Source organism: Nocardia anaemiae NBRC 100462, from assembly GCF_001612725.1.
Taxonomy (GTDB): domain Bacteria; phylum Actinomycetota; class Actinomycetes; order Mycobacteriales; family Mycobacteriaceae; genus Nocardia; species Nocardia anaemiae.
Genome location: NZ_BDAZ01000061.1, coordinates 1 through 14,114 on the forward strand (window position 1 = coordinate 1; position 14,114 = coordinate 14,114).

General features: G+C 64.6%; 14 protein-coding genes. 8 read left to right on the plus strand and 6 right to left on the minus strand.

The features are described 5' to 3' along the window. A partial coding sequence (locus NA5_RS29665; protein ID WP_062991963.1) for a helicase HerA-like domain-containing protein occupies positions 1–1,598 on the plus strand: 1,598 nt, incomplete at its 5' end. Positions 1,599–1,682: 84 nt separating this feature from the next. On the opposite strand, the gene NA5_RS29670 is transcribed toward NA5_RS29665, so the two are convergent. After that, a complete protein-coding gene (locus tag NA5_RS29670; protein ID WP_062991965.1) occupies positions 1,683–2,777 on the minus strand; it encodes an FAD-dependent oxidoreductase in 1,095 nt (364 codons plus the stop codon). 51 nt (positions 2,778–2,828) lie between these two features. Here NA5_RS29670 and NA5_RS41445 point away from each other — a divergent pair, with 51 nt between their 5' ends. Then, on the plus strand, positions 2,829–3,269 hold the full coding sequence (locus tag NA5_RS41445) for a MarR family winged helix-turn-helix transcriptional regulator (protein WP_062991967.1): 441 nt from the start codon (positions 2,829–2,831) through the stop codon (positions 3,267–3,269). An 11-nt stretch (positions 3,270–3,280) separates the two neighbouring features. Here the strand turns inward: NA5_RS41445 and lysA are convergent, their stop codons facing one another. The 4 genes from lysA to NA5_RS29695 all read right to left on the minus strand — a co-directional run bounded on the left by lysA (position 3,281) and on the right by NA5_RS29695 (position 8,504). Further along, a complete protein-coding gene (gene lysA, locus NA5_RS29680) occupies positions 3,281–4,624 on the minus strand; it encodes a diaminopimelate decarboxylase (RefSeq protein ID WP_062991969.1) in 1,344 nt (447 codons plus the stop codon). Between the two features lie 192 nt (positions 4,625–4,816). Further along, complete coding sequence (gene cmrA, locus NA5_RS29685) at positions 4,817–5,620, minus strand: mycolate reductase (RefSeq protein WP_062991971.1); 804 nt, start codon at positions 5,618–5,620, stop codon at positions 4,817–4,819. A 275-nt stretch (positions 5,621–5,895) separates the two neighbouring features. After that, the gene (locus tag NA5_RS29690; RefSeq protein WP_062991973.1) at positions 5,896–7,926 is read right to left on the minus strand and encodes an NADPH-dependent 2,4-dienoyl-CoA reductase; all 2,031 of its coding nucleotides are present in this window, start codon (positions 7,924–7,926) and stop codon (positions 5,896–5,898) included. Then, a complete protein-coding gene (locus NA5_RS29695; RefSeq protein WP_062991975.1) occupies positions 7,923–8,504 on the minus strand; it encodes a PadR family transcriptional regulator in 582 nt (193 codons plus the stop codon). Before NA5_RS29695 ends, NA5_RS29690 begins: the two co-directional genes overlap by 4 nt. Positions 8,505–8,643: 139 nt before the next feature. Between NA5_RS29695 and NA5_RS29700 the strand changes: the two genes are divergently transcribed. The 3 genes from NA5_RS29700 (at position 8,644) to NA5_RS29710 (ending at position 10,772) form a co-directional block, all read left to right on the plus strand. After that, positions 8,644–10,002: an MFS transporter gene (locus NA5_RS29700; protein ID WP_062991976.1), complete on the plus strand. Its 1,359-nt coding sequence runs from the start codon at positions 8,644–8,646 to the stop codon at positions 10,000–10,002. 87 nt (positions 10,003–10,089) lie between these two features. After that, entirely contained in the window at positions 10,090–10,404 is a 315-nt protein-coding gene (locus NA5_RS29705; RefSeq protein WP_062991978.1) for a type II toxin-antitoxin system Phd/YefM family antitoxin, read from the plus strand. Further along, positions 10,404–10,772, plus strand: coding sequence for a type II toxin-antitoxin system RelE family toxin (locus tag NA5_RS29710; protein WP_062991980.1), 369 nt, complete (start codon positions 10,404–10,406; stop codon positions 10,770–10,772). The genes NA5_RS29705 and NA5_RS29710 overlap by 1 nt, the downstream gene beginning before the upstream one ends. Positions 10,773–10,775: 3 nt before the next feature. On the opposite strand, the gene NA5_RS29715 is transcribed toward NA5_RS29710, so the two are convergent. Beyond that, positions 10,776–11,393, minus strand: coding sequence for a TetR family transcriptional regulator (locus tag NA5_RS29715; protein WP_245672456.1), 618 nt, complete (start codon positions 11,391–11,393; stop codon positions 10,776–10,778). 184 nt (positions 11,394–11,577) lie between these two features. On the opposite strand from NA5_RS29715, the gene NA5_RS29720 reads away from it, so the two are divergent. Genes NA5_RS29720 through NA5_RS29730 form a run of 3 tightly spaced genes read left to right on the plus strand, consistent with a single transcriptional unit; the run spans position 11,578 to position 14,104 of the window. After that, positions 11,578–12,636: a ferredoxin reductase gene (locus tag NA5_RS29720; RefSeq protein ID WP_062991984.1), complete on the plus strand. Its 1,059-nt coding sequence runs from the start codon at positions 11,578–11,580 to the stop codon at positions 12,634–12,636. A 16-nt stretch (positions 12,637–12,652) separates the two neighbouring features. Beyond that, entirely contained in the window at positions 12,653–13,801 is a 1,149-nt protein-coding gene (locus NA5_RS29725) for a fatty acid desaturase family protein (RefSeq protein ID WP_062991986.1), read from the plus strand. Continuing rightward, complete coding sequence (locus NA5_RS29730; RefSeq protein WP_062991988.1) at positions 13,802–14,104, plus strand: hypothetical protein; 303 nt, start codon at positions 13,802–13,804, stop codon at positions 14,102–14,104. Positions 14,105–14,114: the final 10 nt, after the last annotated feature.

Genomic DNA, 14,114 nt, shown 5'->3' on the forward strand with positions numbered 1-14,114 from the left:
CGCAGACCGCGGCCGCCAGCGCTGCCGCGGCGGAATCCGCGCAGTTGGCGGCGAACAAGACCGCGCAAGCCGCGGAACAGTCGGTGGCGCAGCAGATCGCGGCCGGGTACGCGTTCGATGGAGCGGCACTGGAATTGGGCACCGTTGTCGTGGACGGGTCCGTGGATCCCACTGCGCGCGTGCGGATTCCGATGCGCACCATGAATCGGCACGGGCTGGTCGCCGGTGCGACCGGTACCGGCAAGACGAAGACGCTGCAGTGCATCGCCGAACAGCTCTCGCGGGCCGGGGTTCCGGTGGTGCTCGCCGATATCAAGGGTGACCTGTCCGGGCTCGCGCAGGAGGGGCAGGTCGATGAAAGGCTCAGCGCCAGGGCCGCCGAGACCGGTGCGCCGGATTGGGCGCCCACCGGTTATCCGACCGAATTCGTCTCGCTCGGTACCGGTGGTGTCGGGGTCCCGATCCGCGCGACCATCACCGCATTCGGGCCGGTGCTGCTCAGTAAGGTGTTGGAGCTCAACGAGACTCAGGAGTCCACGCTCGGACTGATTTTCCACTGGGCGGATAAGGCGGGTCTCGGTCTGCTGGATCTGAAGGATCTGCGCGCCGTTATCACCCATCTCACCAGCCCGGAGGGCAAGGAAGATCTGAAGGGCATCGGCGGGGTTTCGGCGGCGACCGCGGGTGTCATCTTGCGCGCGCTGGTCAATCTCGAGTCCGATGGCGGTGACACCTTCTTCGGTGAGCCCGAACTGGATCCGGCCGATCTGCTGCGGACCGAGGGCGGGCAAGGCGTGATCACGCTGTTCGAACTCGGTGCGCAGGCCGCGCGGCCGGTGATGTTCTCGACCTTCCTGATGTGGGTGCTCGCCGATCTGTTCCAGACGCTGCCCGAGGTCGGTGATGTCGAAAAGCCGGAGCTCGTCTTTATTTTCGACGAGGCGCATCTGCTGTTCGCGGATGCCTCGAAGGCATTCCTGGAGCAGGTGGAGCAGACAGTCAAGCTGATCCGATCCAAGGGGGTCGGCGTCTTCTTCTGCACTCAGCTGCCGACCGATATCCCGAATTCGGTACTCTCCCAATTGGGTGCGCGCATTCAACACGCACTGCGTGCCTTCACTCCCGACGATCAGCAGGCGCTGTCGAAGACGGTGCGGACCTACCCGAAGACCGGTGTCTACGACCTGGAGCAGGCGCTCACCTCGCTGGGAACCGGTGAGGCGATCGTGACGGTGCTTTCGGAGACCGGCGCCCCAACTCCCGTGGCGTGGACCAGGATTCAGCCGCCGCGCTCGCTGATGGATACCATCGGTGCGGATCAGATCAAATCACGGGCGCTGTCCAGCGCATTGGCCGCGAAGTACGGTCAGACCATCGATCGCGAGTCGGCCTACGAGATCATGGCCGCGAAAGTCGCTGCGGTAGAAGAGAAACCGGAGGCCGCTCCGGCGCCGGGGCGTTCGAAGGCCGCCCCCGAGGAGGAATCCGCCGTCGAACGCATCATGAAGAATCCGGCGGTGAAGAGCTTCCTGCGTTCGGCCGCGACCGCCGCGGGACGAGAGATCAGCCGCAGCATTTTCGGCACCCGTAAGCGCTGAGCGCGAGCACCGCCGAGCAGTGCCGGGCGGGCGCTGGTCTGCGGATAAGGAGACGGTGGACCTGCAAATGGGGCGCTGTGAGGATCAGGTAGCGCTGCGCAGCGAGTGCTCCACCATCGCGAAGCCGTAGGCCAGCATTTCGGTTTCGTAGGCGTGGACCGCGTCGCGCAGTGAACCGGTCCGTTCGGTAATGCGGCGGCACAGCAGTGCGGCGTCGCGCAGGGCTGTCCCCGCGCTGCTCCCGGCGGGGATCATGGTGTGGATGGCGTCGCCCATCAGCGTGACCGGACCGGTTTCCCAGTGCGGCAACGGTTTTGCCGTCCGGATCGTGGTGTTGTGGACGGATTCCGGATCGGCGTGGCGCACGAGTGCGGCGAGATTCTCGGGCCAGTCGGCGATCAGTTCGGTGGCGGTCTGCTGTAGTTGCTGCCTGGTCATTGTGGACAGGTCGGCCGGAATCGTCGCGGTCGGCGCGGCGACCACCCACATCAGGTAGTCATCGCCGTCGCCGGACGCGAATTCGTGGGCGGCCAGCGACATGAACCGGCCGTCGGTACCCGCGACCACGCTGAATCCGTCCAGTGCGGCGTCCGGGGTCAGCCCGCGGATCGCGCTGGTCAGCGCTGTCTTGCCATAGATCTCCGCCTGGCCGGTTTCGACCACCTCGGCGTCCGGCAGCCATTGGGTACGGATGCGGGAATGGGTGCCGTCGGCGGCGACCAGCAGATCCGCATCGGTGACCGTGCCGTCGTCGAAGTAGGTTCGGACCCGTCCGTCGTCGAGCAGCTCGAAGCGTTCGAAGGATGCGCCGTGATGGATGTCGATGCCGGTGAGCAGGATCTTGCGCAGTGTGAGCCGGTCGACGGTCAGATGCCGTCCGTGCACATCCTCATCGGCCGTCGGCGGCACCAGCATCTCTCGGACGACGCGCAGTTGCGGGTCGAGCCACCGCACCCCCGTACCGCGCTTGCCCGCGGTAGCCACGATGCGTTCGTAGCGGTCCGACGGCAGACAGGCGCGCAATGCGAGGTCGCCCTCCGGTTCGAGGGCGATCCGATAGCTCTGGCTGTGCTTACCCGCGGCTTCGCGTTCGTAGAGCTCGACGGTGATTCCGGCTTGGCGCAGTCCCTGGGCGAGCAAGGGTCCGGCCAGCCCGGCGCCCACGATGACAATCTTCATGTGTGCAAACTATCTGAATTCAGACGATCTGTCATCAGTTATAGTTTGCTCGTGGACACTTCGGAGCAGCTCGGCGCACAGATCGGTGGTCAGCTCTACCTCGCGCATCGCTATGCCCGCGCGGCGGCCAATCGTGCACTGCGCGAACAGCAGCTCGAACTGCGTCATCTCGGCGTGCTCGGTTGTCTTGCCGAAGCAGGGCCGCTCAGTCAGCGCGCATTGGTCGACCGACTGCAGCTGGACAAGTCGTCGATGGTCTACATCATTGATGAACTGGAGCGGCAGGGTCTGGCGGAGCGGCGCAAAGACGAGCGAGATCGGCGCAGCTATGCCGTGCACATCACACCCAGCGGGCGTGAGCGACTAGCGGCCGCCAATCGCACCGCCGATGCGGTGGTCGTCGAATTGCTCGCGCCGTTCTCGGCGGCCGAACGCCGACGGTTGCACGACCTGCTCGGCCGGTTCATCGAATACGCCGCCGGACAAGTCTGAGACCGTGCCCGTCAGTTGCCGATATCGCGGGCGAGTAGATCGGCGGTGGTTTCGCGGCGGATCAGCTGGCGGGCGCGTCCGTCGCGTACCGCGATAACCGGCGGGCGACCGACGCTGTTGTAGGACGAGGCGAGGCTGTGGTGGTAGGCGCCGGTGCATGGCACCGCGAGCACCTCTCCGGGGCGCAGATCGGCCGGGAGTTGGACGTCGGTGGCCAGCACATCGCCCGCCTCGCAGTAGCGACCCGCAACCGTCGCGGTCATCTGCGGGCCGCATGGATGCCGATTGGCAACGACCACTTCGTAATTCGCGCCGTAGAGCGCGACGCGCGCGTTATCGCCCATACCGCCGTCGACGGTGACGTAGGTGTGCCCGCCCTCGATGTGCTTGACCGAGAGGACGCGATACAGCGTCACGCCCGCGCGTGCGACGATGGCGCGACCCGGTTCCAGGGCGATATTCGGGCGCGGGAAGTGGTTTCGAGCGCAGGCCGCGTCCAGGGCATCGTCGATGATGTCGGCGAGTTCGTTCGGATTCATCTCGGCATCACCGCTGCGGTAGGCGACCGCATGACCGCCGCCGAGGTCGAGATCGGTGAGAATCCGGCCGTAATCGTCACGAATCCTCGCCATTTCGCCGATCATCCGGCGCACCGCCTCGCCGTAGTGGTCGGGATCGTGGATCTGGGAACCGAGGTGGCAGTGCAAGCCGATCAGCTCGAGGTTCGGTTGGCGCATAATGCGTTCGACCGCCTCGTCTGCCATTTTGCTGCCGAGCGGAAAGCCGAATTTCTGGTCCAGCACACCGGTTTTCACGGCCAGATGCCCGTGCACATCGATGCCGGGCGACAGTCGGAGCAGGACCTGCTGCGGTTTGGTGGCCAGTGCGGAGAGCAGGGTGATCTCGGTCAGCGAATCGACCACGATCCGGCCTACGCTGCTCTTCAGGGCGACTTCGAGTTCGTCGAAGGATTTGCCGTTGCCGTGTAACACGATTCGCTTCGGATCGACACCGGCCGCTGTCGCGATGGCGAGTTCGCCCGCTGAGCATACGTCGACCGAAAGTCCCTCCTGGGTAACCCATTCCGCGACCGCGCGGATCATCAGCGCCTTGCCCGCGTAGATGATCTCGGCCTCCGGAAAGGCCTTCCGGTAGGTGCGACAGCGGGTGCGGACCTCATGCTCGTCGAGCACATAGGTGGCGGTGCCGTACTGGTCGGCGATATCGGCGAGGGCGACCCCGCCGAGGGTGATTCTGCCGTCGTCGTCGTAGTGGGTATCCCGCGGCCAGACCGCGGAGTCGAGGCGCGAAGGCATTCCCGAGCGCAGCGACGGGAAGATTTCGAGCAGCGTCACGTGGTTCTCCTGGGTGCCCCCCGCTTTCTCGGCATGCGGGGCCGATATCAGGACTACGCCGCAGCCCGCAGCTCATGGGTGATGCTGACGGATCCTTGACACACCCGAGATGTTTCCTGACAGGTTGCTGACCGCGACTGTGATGCGCCCGCGCTCGCTGAATCCCGCGGATTCCGGCGTTGGCGGCTGTACTCAGCCGCCGAGCTTCTTGTAGAACGCGCCTGCTACGGGGGCGGTGAGGGCGCGGGGGCCGTATTGCCCCGCGACGCTCATGCCCTTGCTGATCAGGCCGGGGACCACGCGCATCTTGTTGCGGGCCAGGGCGTCGATGGAGATTTTGGCCGTGTACTCGGAGGTGACCCACATGAAGTCGGGCACCATGCGGTCGACGATGGAGGCATCGGCCGCGTCGGGGATTTCGGTGCGAACGGGCCCCGGGGCGAGCAGGGTGACGTGCACGCCGGAGCCCTTCAATTCGCCGCGCAGCGATTCGGAGAAGGTATTGGCGAACGCCTTGCTCGCCGCATAGGTCGCATTGTTCGGAATCGGCATATTGCCCGCCGCCGAACCGCTGATCAGGATGCCACCGGCACCCCGGGCGATCATGCCCGGCAGCACGGCCAGGGTGAGATCGTGCACCGCGACGGCATTGAGCTCCATCTGCGCCCGCTCATACGCCGGATCCAACTCGGCGACCGCACCGAACGTCGCGATACCGGCGTTATTGCACAGGATCGAAATATCGCGCGCCGCCAACTCCTCGACCAGCGCCGCCCGCGCCGTCCGATCGGCCAGATCAACCGCACGCACCTCCGCGGCAACCCCATGCGCCAACGTCAACCGCTGCGCAAGCTCGGTCAACACCTCACCCCGCCGCGCAACCAGGATCAACGAATACCCGCGCGCAGCAAGCTCAGCGGCAAGCGCAGTCCCGATGCCAGAAGAGGCACCGGTAACAACCGCACGATTCTCAGAGGTAGCAGACGGCAAACTCACAACAGCAGCCTAAGCGACCCACCCCACCCACCACCCCACACCCCACCGTCGAGTTGGATCGAGAATCTACCCCTCGGGGGCAGCTCTCGACATTCGCCTCCACCAGCACATTCTGATCAAGAGTCCAGGATCCCACCGCAGGTGCCGCGGGTCGAACGGCCACGCTCGCTCAGCACCTGCCGCCCCCTTTGCTGTGGCGTCGAGAACGCGCTGGTGGCGGGCACTCTCGAAATTTGCCTGCACCAGCGCATGGTGATCAACGGCCCAGGGCTGCGCTAGAGGCGCGCCGCTAGGCGGGTGCCTTGGTCGATGGCGCGCTTGGCGTCCAGTTCGGCGGCTAGGTCGGCGCCGCCGATCAGGTGGATGTTGGCGCCCGCGGCGCGCAGCGGTTCTTCGAGTTCGCGGACGGATTCCTGGCCTGCGCAGATGACAACGTTGTCGACCGGGATCAGTTGGGGGCGTTGGCGTTTCTCGCCGAAGCTGATGTGCAGGCCGTTGTCGTCGATACGTTCGTAGTTGACGCCGCCGACGTGCTCGACGCCTTTCGCCTTCAGCGCCGCCCGGTGCACCCAGCCGGAGGTCTTACCGAGGTCCTTGCCGAACGGGGTCGACTTGCGTTGCAGCAGAACGACTTCGCGGGCAGCCGGTGCGGGCTTGGGCTTGGTGAGCTGGCCGCGTGCCTGTTCGTCCGCGGAGTCGACGCCCCACTCTTCCTTCCACTCGTCGAGCTTGAGGGTGGGATGTCCCTCGACAGTGAGGAATTCGCTCACGTCGTAACCGATGCCGCCCGCACCGATAACGGCGACGCGCTTGCCGACCGGCCGTTCCTCGCGCACCAGTTCGGCATAGGACAGCACCATCGGGTGGTCGATGCCGGGAATACTCGGAATGCGCGGGCGCACGCCGGTGGCCAGCACGATCTCGTCGTAGCGCGCCTCGAGCAACTCCGCCGCGGTGACCCGCTTGTTCAGATGCACGGTCACGCCGGTGACCTCCAGCATCCTGGTGTAGTAGCGGATCGACTCGTTGAACTCCTCCTTGCCCGGAATCCGGCGCGCGATATCGAACTGCCCGCCGATCTTGTCGTCGGCCTCGAAAAGATCGACCCGGTGCCCACGTTCGGCGAGGTTCACCGCCGCCGACAGTCCGGCCGGGCCCGCGCCGACCACCGCGACGTGCTTGGTGCGCCGTGTCGGCAGCAGCTTCAGTTCGGTTTCGTGGCCAGCGCGCGGGTTCAGCAGGCAGGAGACGGTCTTGTGCTGGAAGGCGTGATCCAGGCACGCCTGGTTGCACGCGATGCAGGTATTGATCTCGTCGACCCGATCGGCGGCAGCCTTGTTCACCCATTCCGGATCGGTGAGGAACGGTCGCGCCAGCGAAACCAGTTGCGCTTCACCGCGAGTGAGGATCTCCTCGGCGATCTCGGGCATATTGATCCGGTTGGACGCGCAGACCGGAATGTTCACCTGCTCGGTGATCTTCGCGGTGAATTCGACGAAGGCGGCCCGCGGCACCGAGGTGACGATGGTCGGCACCCGCGCCTCATGCCAGCCGATATCGGTATTCAGAATGCTGGCGCCCGCTGCTTCGAGTTCCTTTGCCAGCGCGACGATTTCGTCGAAAGTCTGCCCGTTCTCGACCAATTCGGCCATGGATAAACGGAATATGATGATGAAGTCCGGCCCGACCGCCGCGCGGGTGCGCCGCACGATCTCCACCGCGAGCCTGCGCCGGTTCTCCGGCGAGCCGCCCCACTTGTCGGTGCGCTTATTCGTCCGCGGCGCGAGGAACTGGTTGATGAAATAGCCTTCACCGCCCATGATTTCACAACCGTCGTAGCCCGCGAACTGTGCCAACTTCGCGCAGCGGGCGTAGTCGTCGATGGTCTGCTCGACCCCGCGTGCGGACAGCTTGCGCGGCCGGAACGGATTGATCGGCGCCTTGATCGAGGATGCCGAAACACTGCCCGGCATATAGGAATAACGGCCCGCGTGCAGGATCTGGATGGCGATCTTGCCGCCCTCTTCGTGTACGGCCTTGGTGATCACCCGGTGCCGGTAGGCCTCGGACTTATTGGTGAGTTTCGCGCCGAACGGCAGCAGCCATCCGGTGCGGTTGGGGGCGTAGCCGCCGGTGATGATGAGACCGACACCGCCGCGGGCGCGCTCGGCGAAATAGGCGGCGAGCCGATTTGTATCCCAGGCGCGATCTTCCAGGCCGGTATGCATCGACCCCATGATCACGCGATTGCGCAGTGTGGTGAAGCCGAGATCGAGGGGCTCGAAAAGATGGGGGAACGAACTCATCGCTGAGTCTCACCTTTCTTCGTGTCCGCGTGCGGGGCTGTCGCACGTGGTTGCAGGGCTTGCAGTACTTCGTCGCACCATTCGACGAATCCGGACTCCACCCGGATGCCCGCGCGCAGCACGAGGTATTGGTGCAGTGGGGTACCGGAAAGCTGATCCGGAGCCCCGAAATCGCGTTTCTCGATGAGCCGGAACAGCTCCAGGCGCTGATTGTGCTGCTCGCGATGCCGGACGACCTCGTCGCAGAGCGCCGCGATATCGCCGTGCGCGGCGGCGCGGATCTTCACGCCGAGTTCGTTTCGCGGCATCGAGGTATCGGTCGGCGCGGCGATCCAGCGCGCCAGTTCTGCCCGGCCCGCCTCGTTCACCGAGTAGACCTTCTTATCCGGCCTGCCCTCCTGGGCCACCGCCTCGCTGCTGAGCCAGCCGGATTCCTCCATGCGCTTGAGCACGCGATAGATCTGCTGATGGGTTGCGCGCCAGAAGAAGCCGATGGACTTGTCGAAGCGGCGCGCCAGCTCATAGCCCGAACCGGCGCGCTCGGTCAGCGATACCAGCAGCGCGTGTTCGAGTGCCATGTCGCCAGGTTATCGTTACACTCGGTACTATGCAACTGAGTGCATAACCGCCTGAAGTGTTGGCCCGCCTGTCGAGGAGTTCCGCACTAGGCTGCGCCCATGAGCGCCGCAGCGATTCGATGAGGGTGGTGGCCAGGTGATGGATGAGCCGGAGATCGACGCGCGGGCGACTGTCGGGCAGGCCGCAGGGCGCGGCCAGGTGGTGGCTTGGGGATTGTGGGACTGGGGCTCATCGGCATTCAATGCCGTGATCCTGACCTTCGTATTCTCGGTGTACCTCACCGATAAGGTCGGCGACGATCTGCCGGGCGGGGTATCACCGAGCGCGTGGCTCGGCTGGGCCCTCGGCATCGCGGGTTTCGTGGTCGCGCTCACCGCGCCGATCAGCGGCCAGCGCTTCGATGCGAGCGCGAAACGTAAACGCTCACTGGGGATGTTGACCGCGCTGACCGTCCTGTCGATGGCGCTGATGTTCTTCGTGCACGACGACTACCACCACTTCTGGTTCGGCCTGGTCCTACTCGGCTTCGGTTCGGCATTCTTCGAATTGGCAGGCGTGCCCTACAACGCCATGCTGCGCCAGGTCTCCACCCCGGCCGATGTCGGCCGAGTCTCCGGATTGGGTTGGGCCATGGGCTACTTCGGTGGGATCTTCATCCTGCTCATCAGTTACTTCGGCTTCATCTCCGGCCACGGCGATAACCGCGGCCTACTGGCCGTGCCCATCGATGACGGTACGAATATCCGATTGGTCGCGATGCTGGCCGCGGTCTGGTTCGCCGCCTTCGCGCTGCCGGTGCTGTTCGCCGTACCAGAATTGCCGCACACCAATGCCGATCCCGGTGCGGCCAAGGCCGGATTCTTCGGCTCGTACCGGGTGCTGTGGCGGGATCTGCGGGAGCTGTGGGCGGTGGATCGGCGCACGGTCGGCTTCCTGATCGCCAGTGCGATCTTCCGCGACGGTCTGGCCGGGGTTTTCACCTTCGGTGCGATCCTGGCGGTGCGGGTCTACGGCATCGCCGACTCCGATGTGCTGCTGTTCGGCATTGCCGCGAATGTCGTTGCGGCACTCGGTGCGGTCACCGCTGGCCGGTTCGATGATCGCCTCGGTCCGAAGATCGTCATCGTGATATCGCTGGTCGCCATGGTGGTCTGCGGTATTGCGCTGCTGCTCGTGTCCGGTCCGGTCATGTTCTGGATCTTCGGCCTACTGCTCACCATCTTCGTCGGCCCCGCCCAATCCGCCGCCCGCTCGTTCCTCACCCGCCTGGCTCCACCCGGGCGCGAGGGCCAGATGTTCGGCCTCTACACCACCACCGGTCGCGCCGTATCCTTCCTCGCCCCAGCACTTTTCGGCTTCTTCGTCTGGACCTTCGACGCCGACCGCGCCGGAATTGTCGGCATAGTGCTGGTGCTATCCCTCGGTCTCGCGGCGCTATTGCCTGTCCGTAGCCCGGACGGCGTCGCCGAGCCGAAGGTAGGCCGCGCCGCCGACTGAGTCCGGTGCCTCCGCGCAGAAGTTTCGCCTGGTTTTCTTACTGGAATTCAAGGTAGAATTCCGGTAAATCACCGAGAGGGTTCTGCCATGAAGATCGACACCAATGACCTGATCAGTGTGACGGAGGCCAACGCCAAGGGCATCTCGCGGCTGATCACTGATGCAAGCGAAGGGCACGACATCGTCGTTATCCGGAACAACAAACCTGCCGCCGCGATCATCGGCATGGAGAAGCTGGAGCGGCTACAGCGAATCGAGGAGTGGGAGGAAGACATCAAGCTTCTTGCGCTCGCGGTTATTCGCTCTACTGCAGACACGGGGGAGCGAGTGAGCTTGGCCGATGCCGCAGCGCGGTTCGGCATCGATCTCGATGCACTCGATGACGAGGATGTCAACGGCTGATGGGGCAAGCGCGGGTCGAATTACTGCCCGAGGCCATCGAGGATCTCGAGGAGTTAGATGGTTCATCGCGCAAGTTGATCTTCAAGGCGCTGCGTAAGCTGCAGGTCGATCCCGACAAACGCGGCGGTCCATTGGGATCTGGACTGACCACTTTTCGTAAGTTGGTGGTCGCCGATCGGCAGTTCCGCATTGTCTACCGTGTCGATACCGATGGAACTGTTGTGGTCGTATGGGTCATCGCCAGCCGAGTCGACAGTCAGTGCTATGAGTTGGCCATGGCGCGCTTGGCGACTTATCGGGACCGCGAGATCAGCGGCGAGCTGCGGGCGTTGCTGGCAGACCTGTTCGGCCGCATGCAGAACCGGTAGTTGCTATGGCTTGTTCGGCCACCAGGCGGCCATGCCGAGTGCGATCAGGCGGACCTGTCGGATGGTGCGGTCGATGATCGCGGGCTGGTCGCGCGGGGTGGCGGCGACGTAGTCGGCAATGCAGTCGGCAACGGTGGAGACGATCAGGTCGGCGGCCAATTCGAGGTCGTCGGGGGACCAGGAGTCCAGGGCCGGAATGCGGGACAGGTCGACGACCAGTTCGCGGACGATCAATTGCAGTTCGAGCGCGATGGCATGTTGCAGGGCGGCCGAGCCGCCGCGGCGTTCGCGGGTGATGAAGCCGAAGAGTTCGCGCTTGGTGGCGACCTGATCGAAGACGAACCGCACGGTCTCCGAGAGTCGGGCATCGGGCGTGCGACGCAACTGGCGCAGGGCCAGACGCAGCGCGCGGATGCCCTCGTCGACCAGTGCCGCGCCGAGATCGTCGAGTGAGGCGAAATGCCGGTAGAACGCGGTCGGCACAATGCCCGCTGAGCGGGCGATCTCACGCAGGCTCAGCGCGCCGAAGCCGCGCTCGGCGGCCAATGCGAGCGTGCCGTCGAGCAGGGCCTGCCGGGTGCGCTCCTTGCGCTCGCCCCGGGTAGCTGCGGTCTCGGTCATCACAGTGAGCATACAGCCGTTCACCATTCGTTCTTTCCAAGGATGTAGTTCGGGTCACACCAGTTCCTGGTTGACACTGGACCCGGTCTATCGGTCACACTATTTGAGTGTACAGGCGTGCACTGAAATCTTCGCCGATGAGGGTTCAGGAGTACGCCGAGGCCCGAAAGCAGAGGCAATTTCCATGGTGGGACTCATCGACCTGGTGCAAACCCTGACCACACCACACCCGCTCGACCGCTACCTGGAACTCGTCCGCCCCACGCTGACGGTTCGGGAGTTGCGGGCGGAAATCACCCACGTCCGCCGCTCGGTGCCGGGCTCGGTGACGCTGACCCTGCGCCCGACCCGGCAGTGGCGCGGCCATATCGCGGGGCAATATGTGCAGATCGGCGTCGTGATCGACGGCGTCCGGCACACCAGGTGCTATTCACCGGTCAATCCGGCGGGTCGCCGCGACCGCCACCTGCAACTGACGGTCAAGGCGCATCCGGGCGGCCTGGTGTCGCAATACCTGTACCGCAATGCCGTACCCGGCATGGTGGTCAGCCTGGAACCGGCCGCCGGTGTCTTCCAGCTGCCCGAACCGCGTCCCGAACGGATCCTGCTGATCAGCGGCGGCAGCGGCATCACCCCGGTGCTGTCCATGCTGCGCACGCTGGCGCAGGAGGGCTATCCGGGCGACCTCGCCTTCCTGCACTATGCGAAAGCGCCGGAGGCGGTGCCGCATCGAGCGGAGCTGGAGGCGATTGCGCAGGCGCACAACAACTTCCGCATCGAACTGCGCTATCCCGGTGACGGCTCCGGCCATTTCGACTATGACCAACTCGAACGCGCCGCACCCTGGTTCGCCGACGGCGAGACCTATGTCTGCGGGCCGCAGGGCCTGATGGACGCGGTGCGCAAGGTCTTCGAGGCGGAACAGTTGGAGCAGCGGCTGCACACCGAGGAATTCACCCTGTCGACCACGCCGGTCGACGTCGAGGATGCCTTCGGCACGGTCAGCTTCTCGGCCAGCGGACGCAGCGCCGAGAACAACGGTGCCGTTCTGCTGGAGCAGGCCGAGGCCGCGGGGCTGACACCGGAGTACGGCTGCCGAATGGGTATCTGCTTCTCCTGCACCGCGGTTCGGCGCAGCGGCTGCACCCGCAATGTGCGAACCGGTGACATCGACAGCGATCCGGATCAGCCCATCCAGCTCTGCATCAATGCGCCCGTCGGCGACGTCGACATCGATATCTGACAAAGGGGACCCAGCAATGACAATTCTGACCGAAACGAATGACGGCCCGCTGGTACTGAGCCCGGACCAGGTCGAGGAACTCGGCCGGGCCCTCGACGACCTGCGTGCCCGTGTCGTCGCCGATCTCGGCGATGCCGACCGCGAGTACATCTACTCGATCATCAAGGCGCAGCGCGGTTTCGAGATCGCCGGGCGCGGTCTGATGTACCTCGGTTTCCTGCCGCCGTTCTGGCTGGCCGCGGTGGCCGCGCTGAGTGTGTCGAAGATCCTGGACAACATGGAGATCGGCCACAACGTCATGCACGGCCAGTACGACTGGATGCGCGAAAGCGGCGTGAATTCCCGTGAGTTCGAATGGGATACGGTCTGCCCGGCGGATCAGTGGAAGCATTCGCACAACTACATGCACCACACCTTCACCAATATCCACGGCATGGACCGCGATATCGGCTACGGCATTCTGCGCATGGACGAGGCCCAGCAGTGGAACCCGCTGCGACTCGGCCAGCCGCTCTACGCCTTCGCGCTGATGGTGCTGTTCGAATGGGGTGTGATGGGCCATGACCTGGAGGTGGAGAACATCCTCCGGGGCAAGAAGAGCTGGTCGGACGTCAAGCGGTTGCTGAAAGGCCAGTGGCGCAAGGCCGGTCGGCAGGTGCTCAAGGATTACATCGTCTTCCCGGCACTGACCGGTCCGCTGTTCGTCAGCACACTCGCCGGAAACGCCGCCGCGAATCTGGTGCGCAACCTGTGGGCCTTCTCCATCATCTTCTGCGGCCACTTCCCCACGGGCGTACAGACGTTCACCGAAGATGAGACCGCGGAGGAGACTCGCGGTGAATGGTATGTCCGGCAGATGCTCGGCTCGGCCAACATCACTGGCAGCAAGCTGTTCCACATCATGTCCGGCAATTTGTCGCACCAGATCGAGCACCACCTGTTCCCCGATCTGCCCGCGAATCGCTATCCGCAGATCGCGCCGGAGGTTCGCGAACTGTGTGAGAAGTATGGACTGCCGTACAACACCGGTTCGCTCGGTAAGCAAGTCGGGTCGGTGTGGCTGAAGATTTGCAAGCTTGCACTACCGCCTTTCTTGGTCGGGAAGGAGTCCACGCCCGGTGTTATCGTGATGCGACAGCGGAACACAACCGAAGTGGGCGTGTGAATGATCGGTAAATTCGAAAGCAACAAGGATCTGATTCAAGAATTGACTTCCTCTGGTGCGCGACATGTCGGAAATATTGCGAATATCATCACCGGCACTGTCGCGGAGGTCACCCGGGAGATCGGCGAGTGGATCACCGACGCCATCGAGATGAACGAGGCCGCGGCCGCCGCGCGCAAGGATGCCGCGGCACAGCGCCCGAACGATCTCGTCGAGGAGGCCGATGTGTCCTATGACGCGGAGGTCGAGCCGAGTACCTCGTTCGTCGAGGCGGAAGTGGTCGAGCCCGAGAATGATCGATAGCGGGGTCGAG

Excerpts from the sequence above, each read along its gene's own strand:
- NA5_RS29670 (WP_062991965.1), bottom strand. The coding sequence starts at position 2,777 with ATGAAGATTGTCATCGTGGGCGCCGGGCTGGCCGGACCCTTGCTCGCC.
- NA5_RS29690 (WP_062991973.1), bottom strand. The coding sequence starts at position 7,926 with ATGAGTTCGTTCCCCCATCTTTTCGAGCCCCTCGATCTCGGCTTCACC.
- NA5_RS29695 (WP_062991975.1), bottom strand. The coding sequence starts at position 8,504 with ATGGCACTCGAACACGCGCTGCTGGTATCGCTGACCGAGCGCGCCGGT.
- NA5_RS29700 (WP_062991976.1), top strand. The coding sequence starts at position 8,644 with ATGGATGAGCCGGAGATCGACGCGCGGGCGACTGTCGGGCAGGCCGCA.
- NA5_RS29705 (WP_062991978.1), top strand. The coding sequence starts at position 10,090 with ATGAAGATCGACACCAATGACCTGATCAGTGTGACGGAGGCCAACGCC.
- NA5_RS29710 (WP_062991980.1), top strand. The coding sequence starts at position 10,404 with ATGGGGCAAGCGCGGGTCGAATTACTGCCCGAGGCCATCGAGGATCTC.
- NA5_RS29715 (WP_245672456.1), bottom strand. The coding sequence starts at position 11,393 with ATGACCGAGACCGCAGCTACCCGGGGCGAGCGCAAGGAGCGCACCCGG.
- NA5_RS29720 (WP_062991984.1), top strand. The coding sequence starts at position 11,578 with ATGGTGGGACTCATCGACCTGGTGCAAACCCTGACCACACCACACCCG.
- NA5_RS29725 (WP_062991986.1), top strand. The coding sequence starts at position 12,653 with ATGACAATTCTGACCGAAACGAATGACGGCCCGCTGGTACTGAGCCCG.
- NA5_RS29730 (WP_062991988.1), top strand. The coding sequence starts at position 13,802 with ATGATCGGTAAATTCGAAAGCAACAAGGATCTGATTCAAGAATTGACT.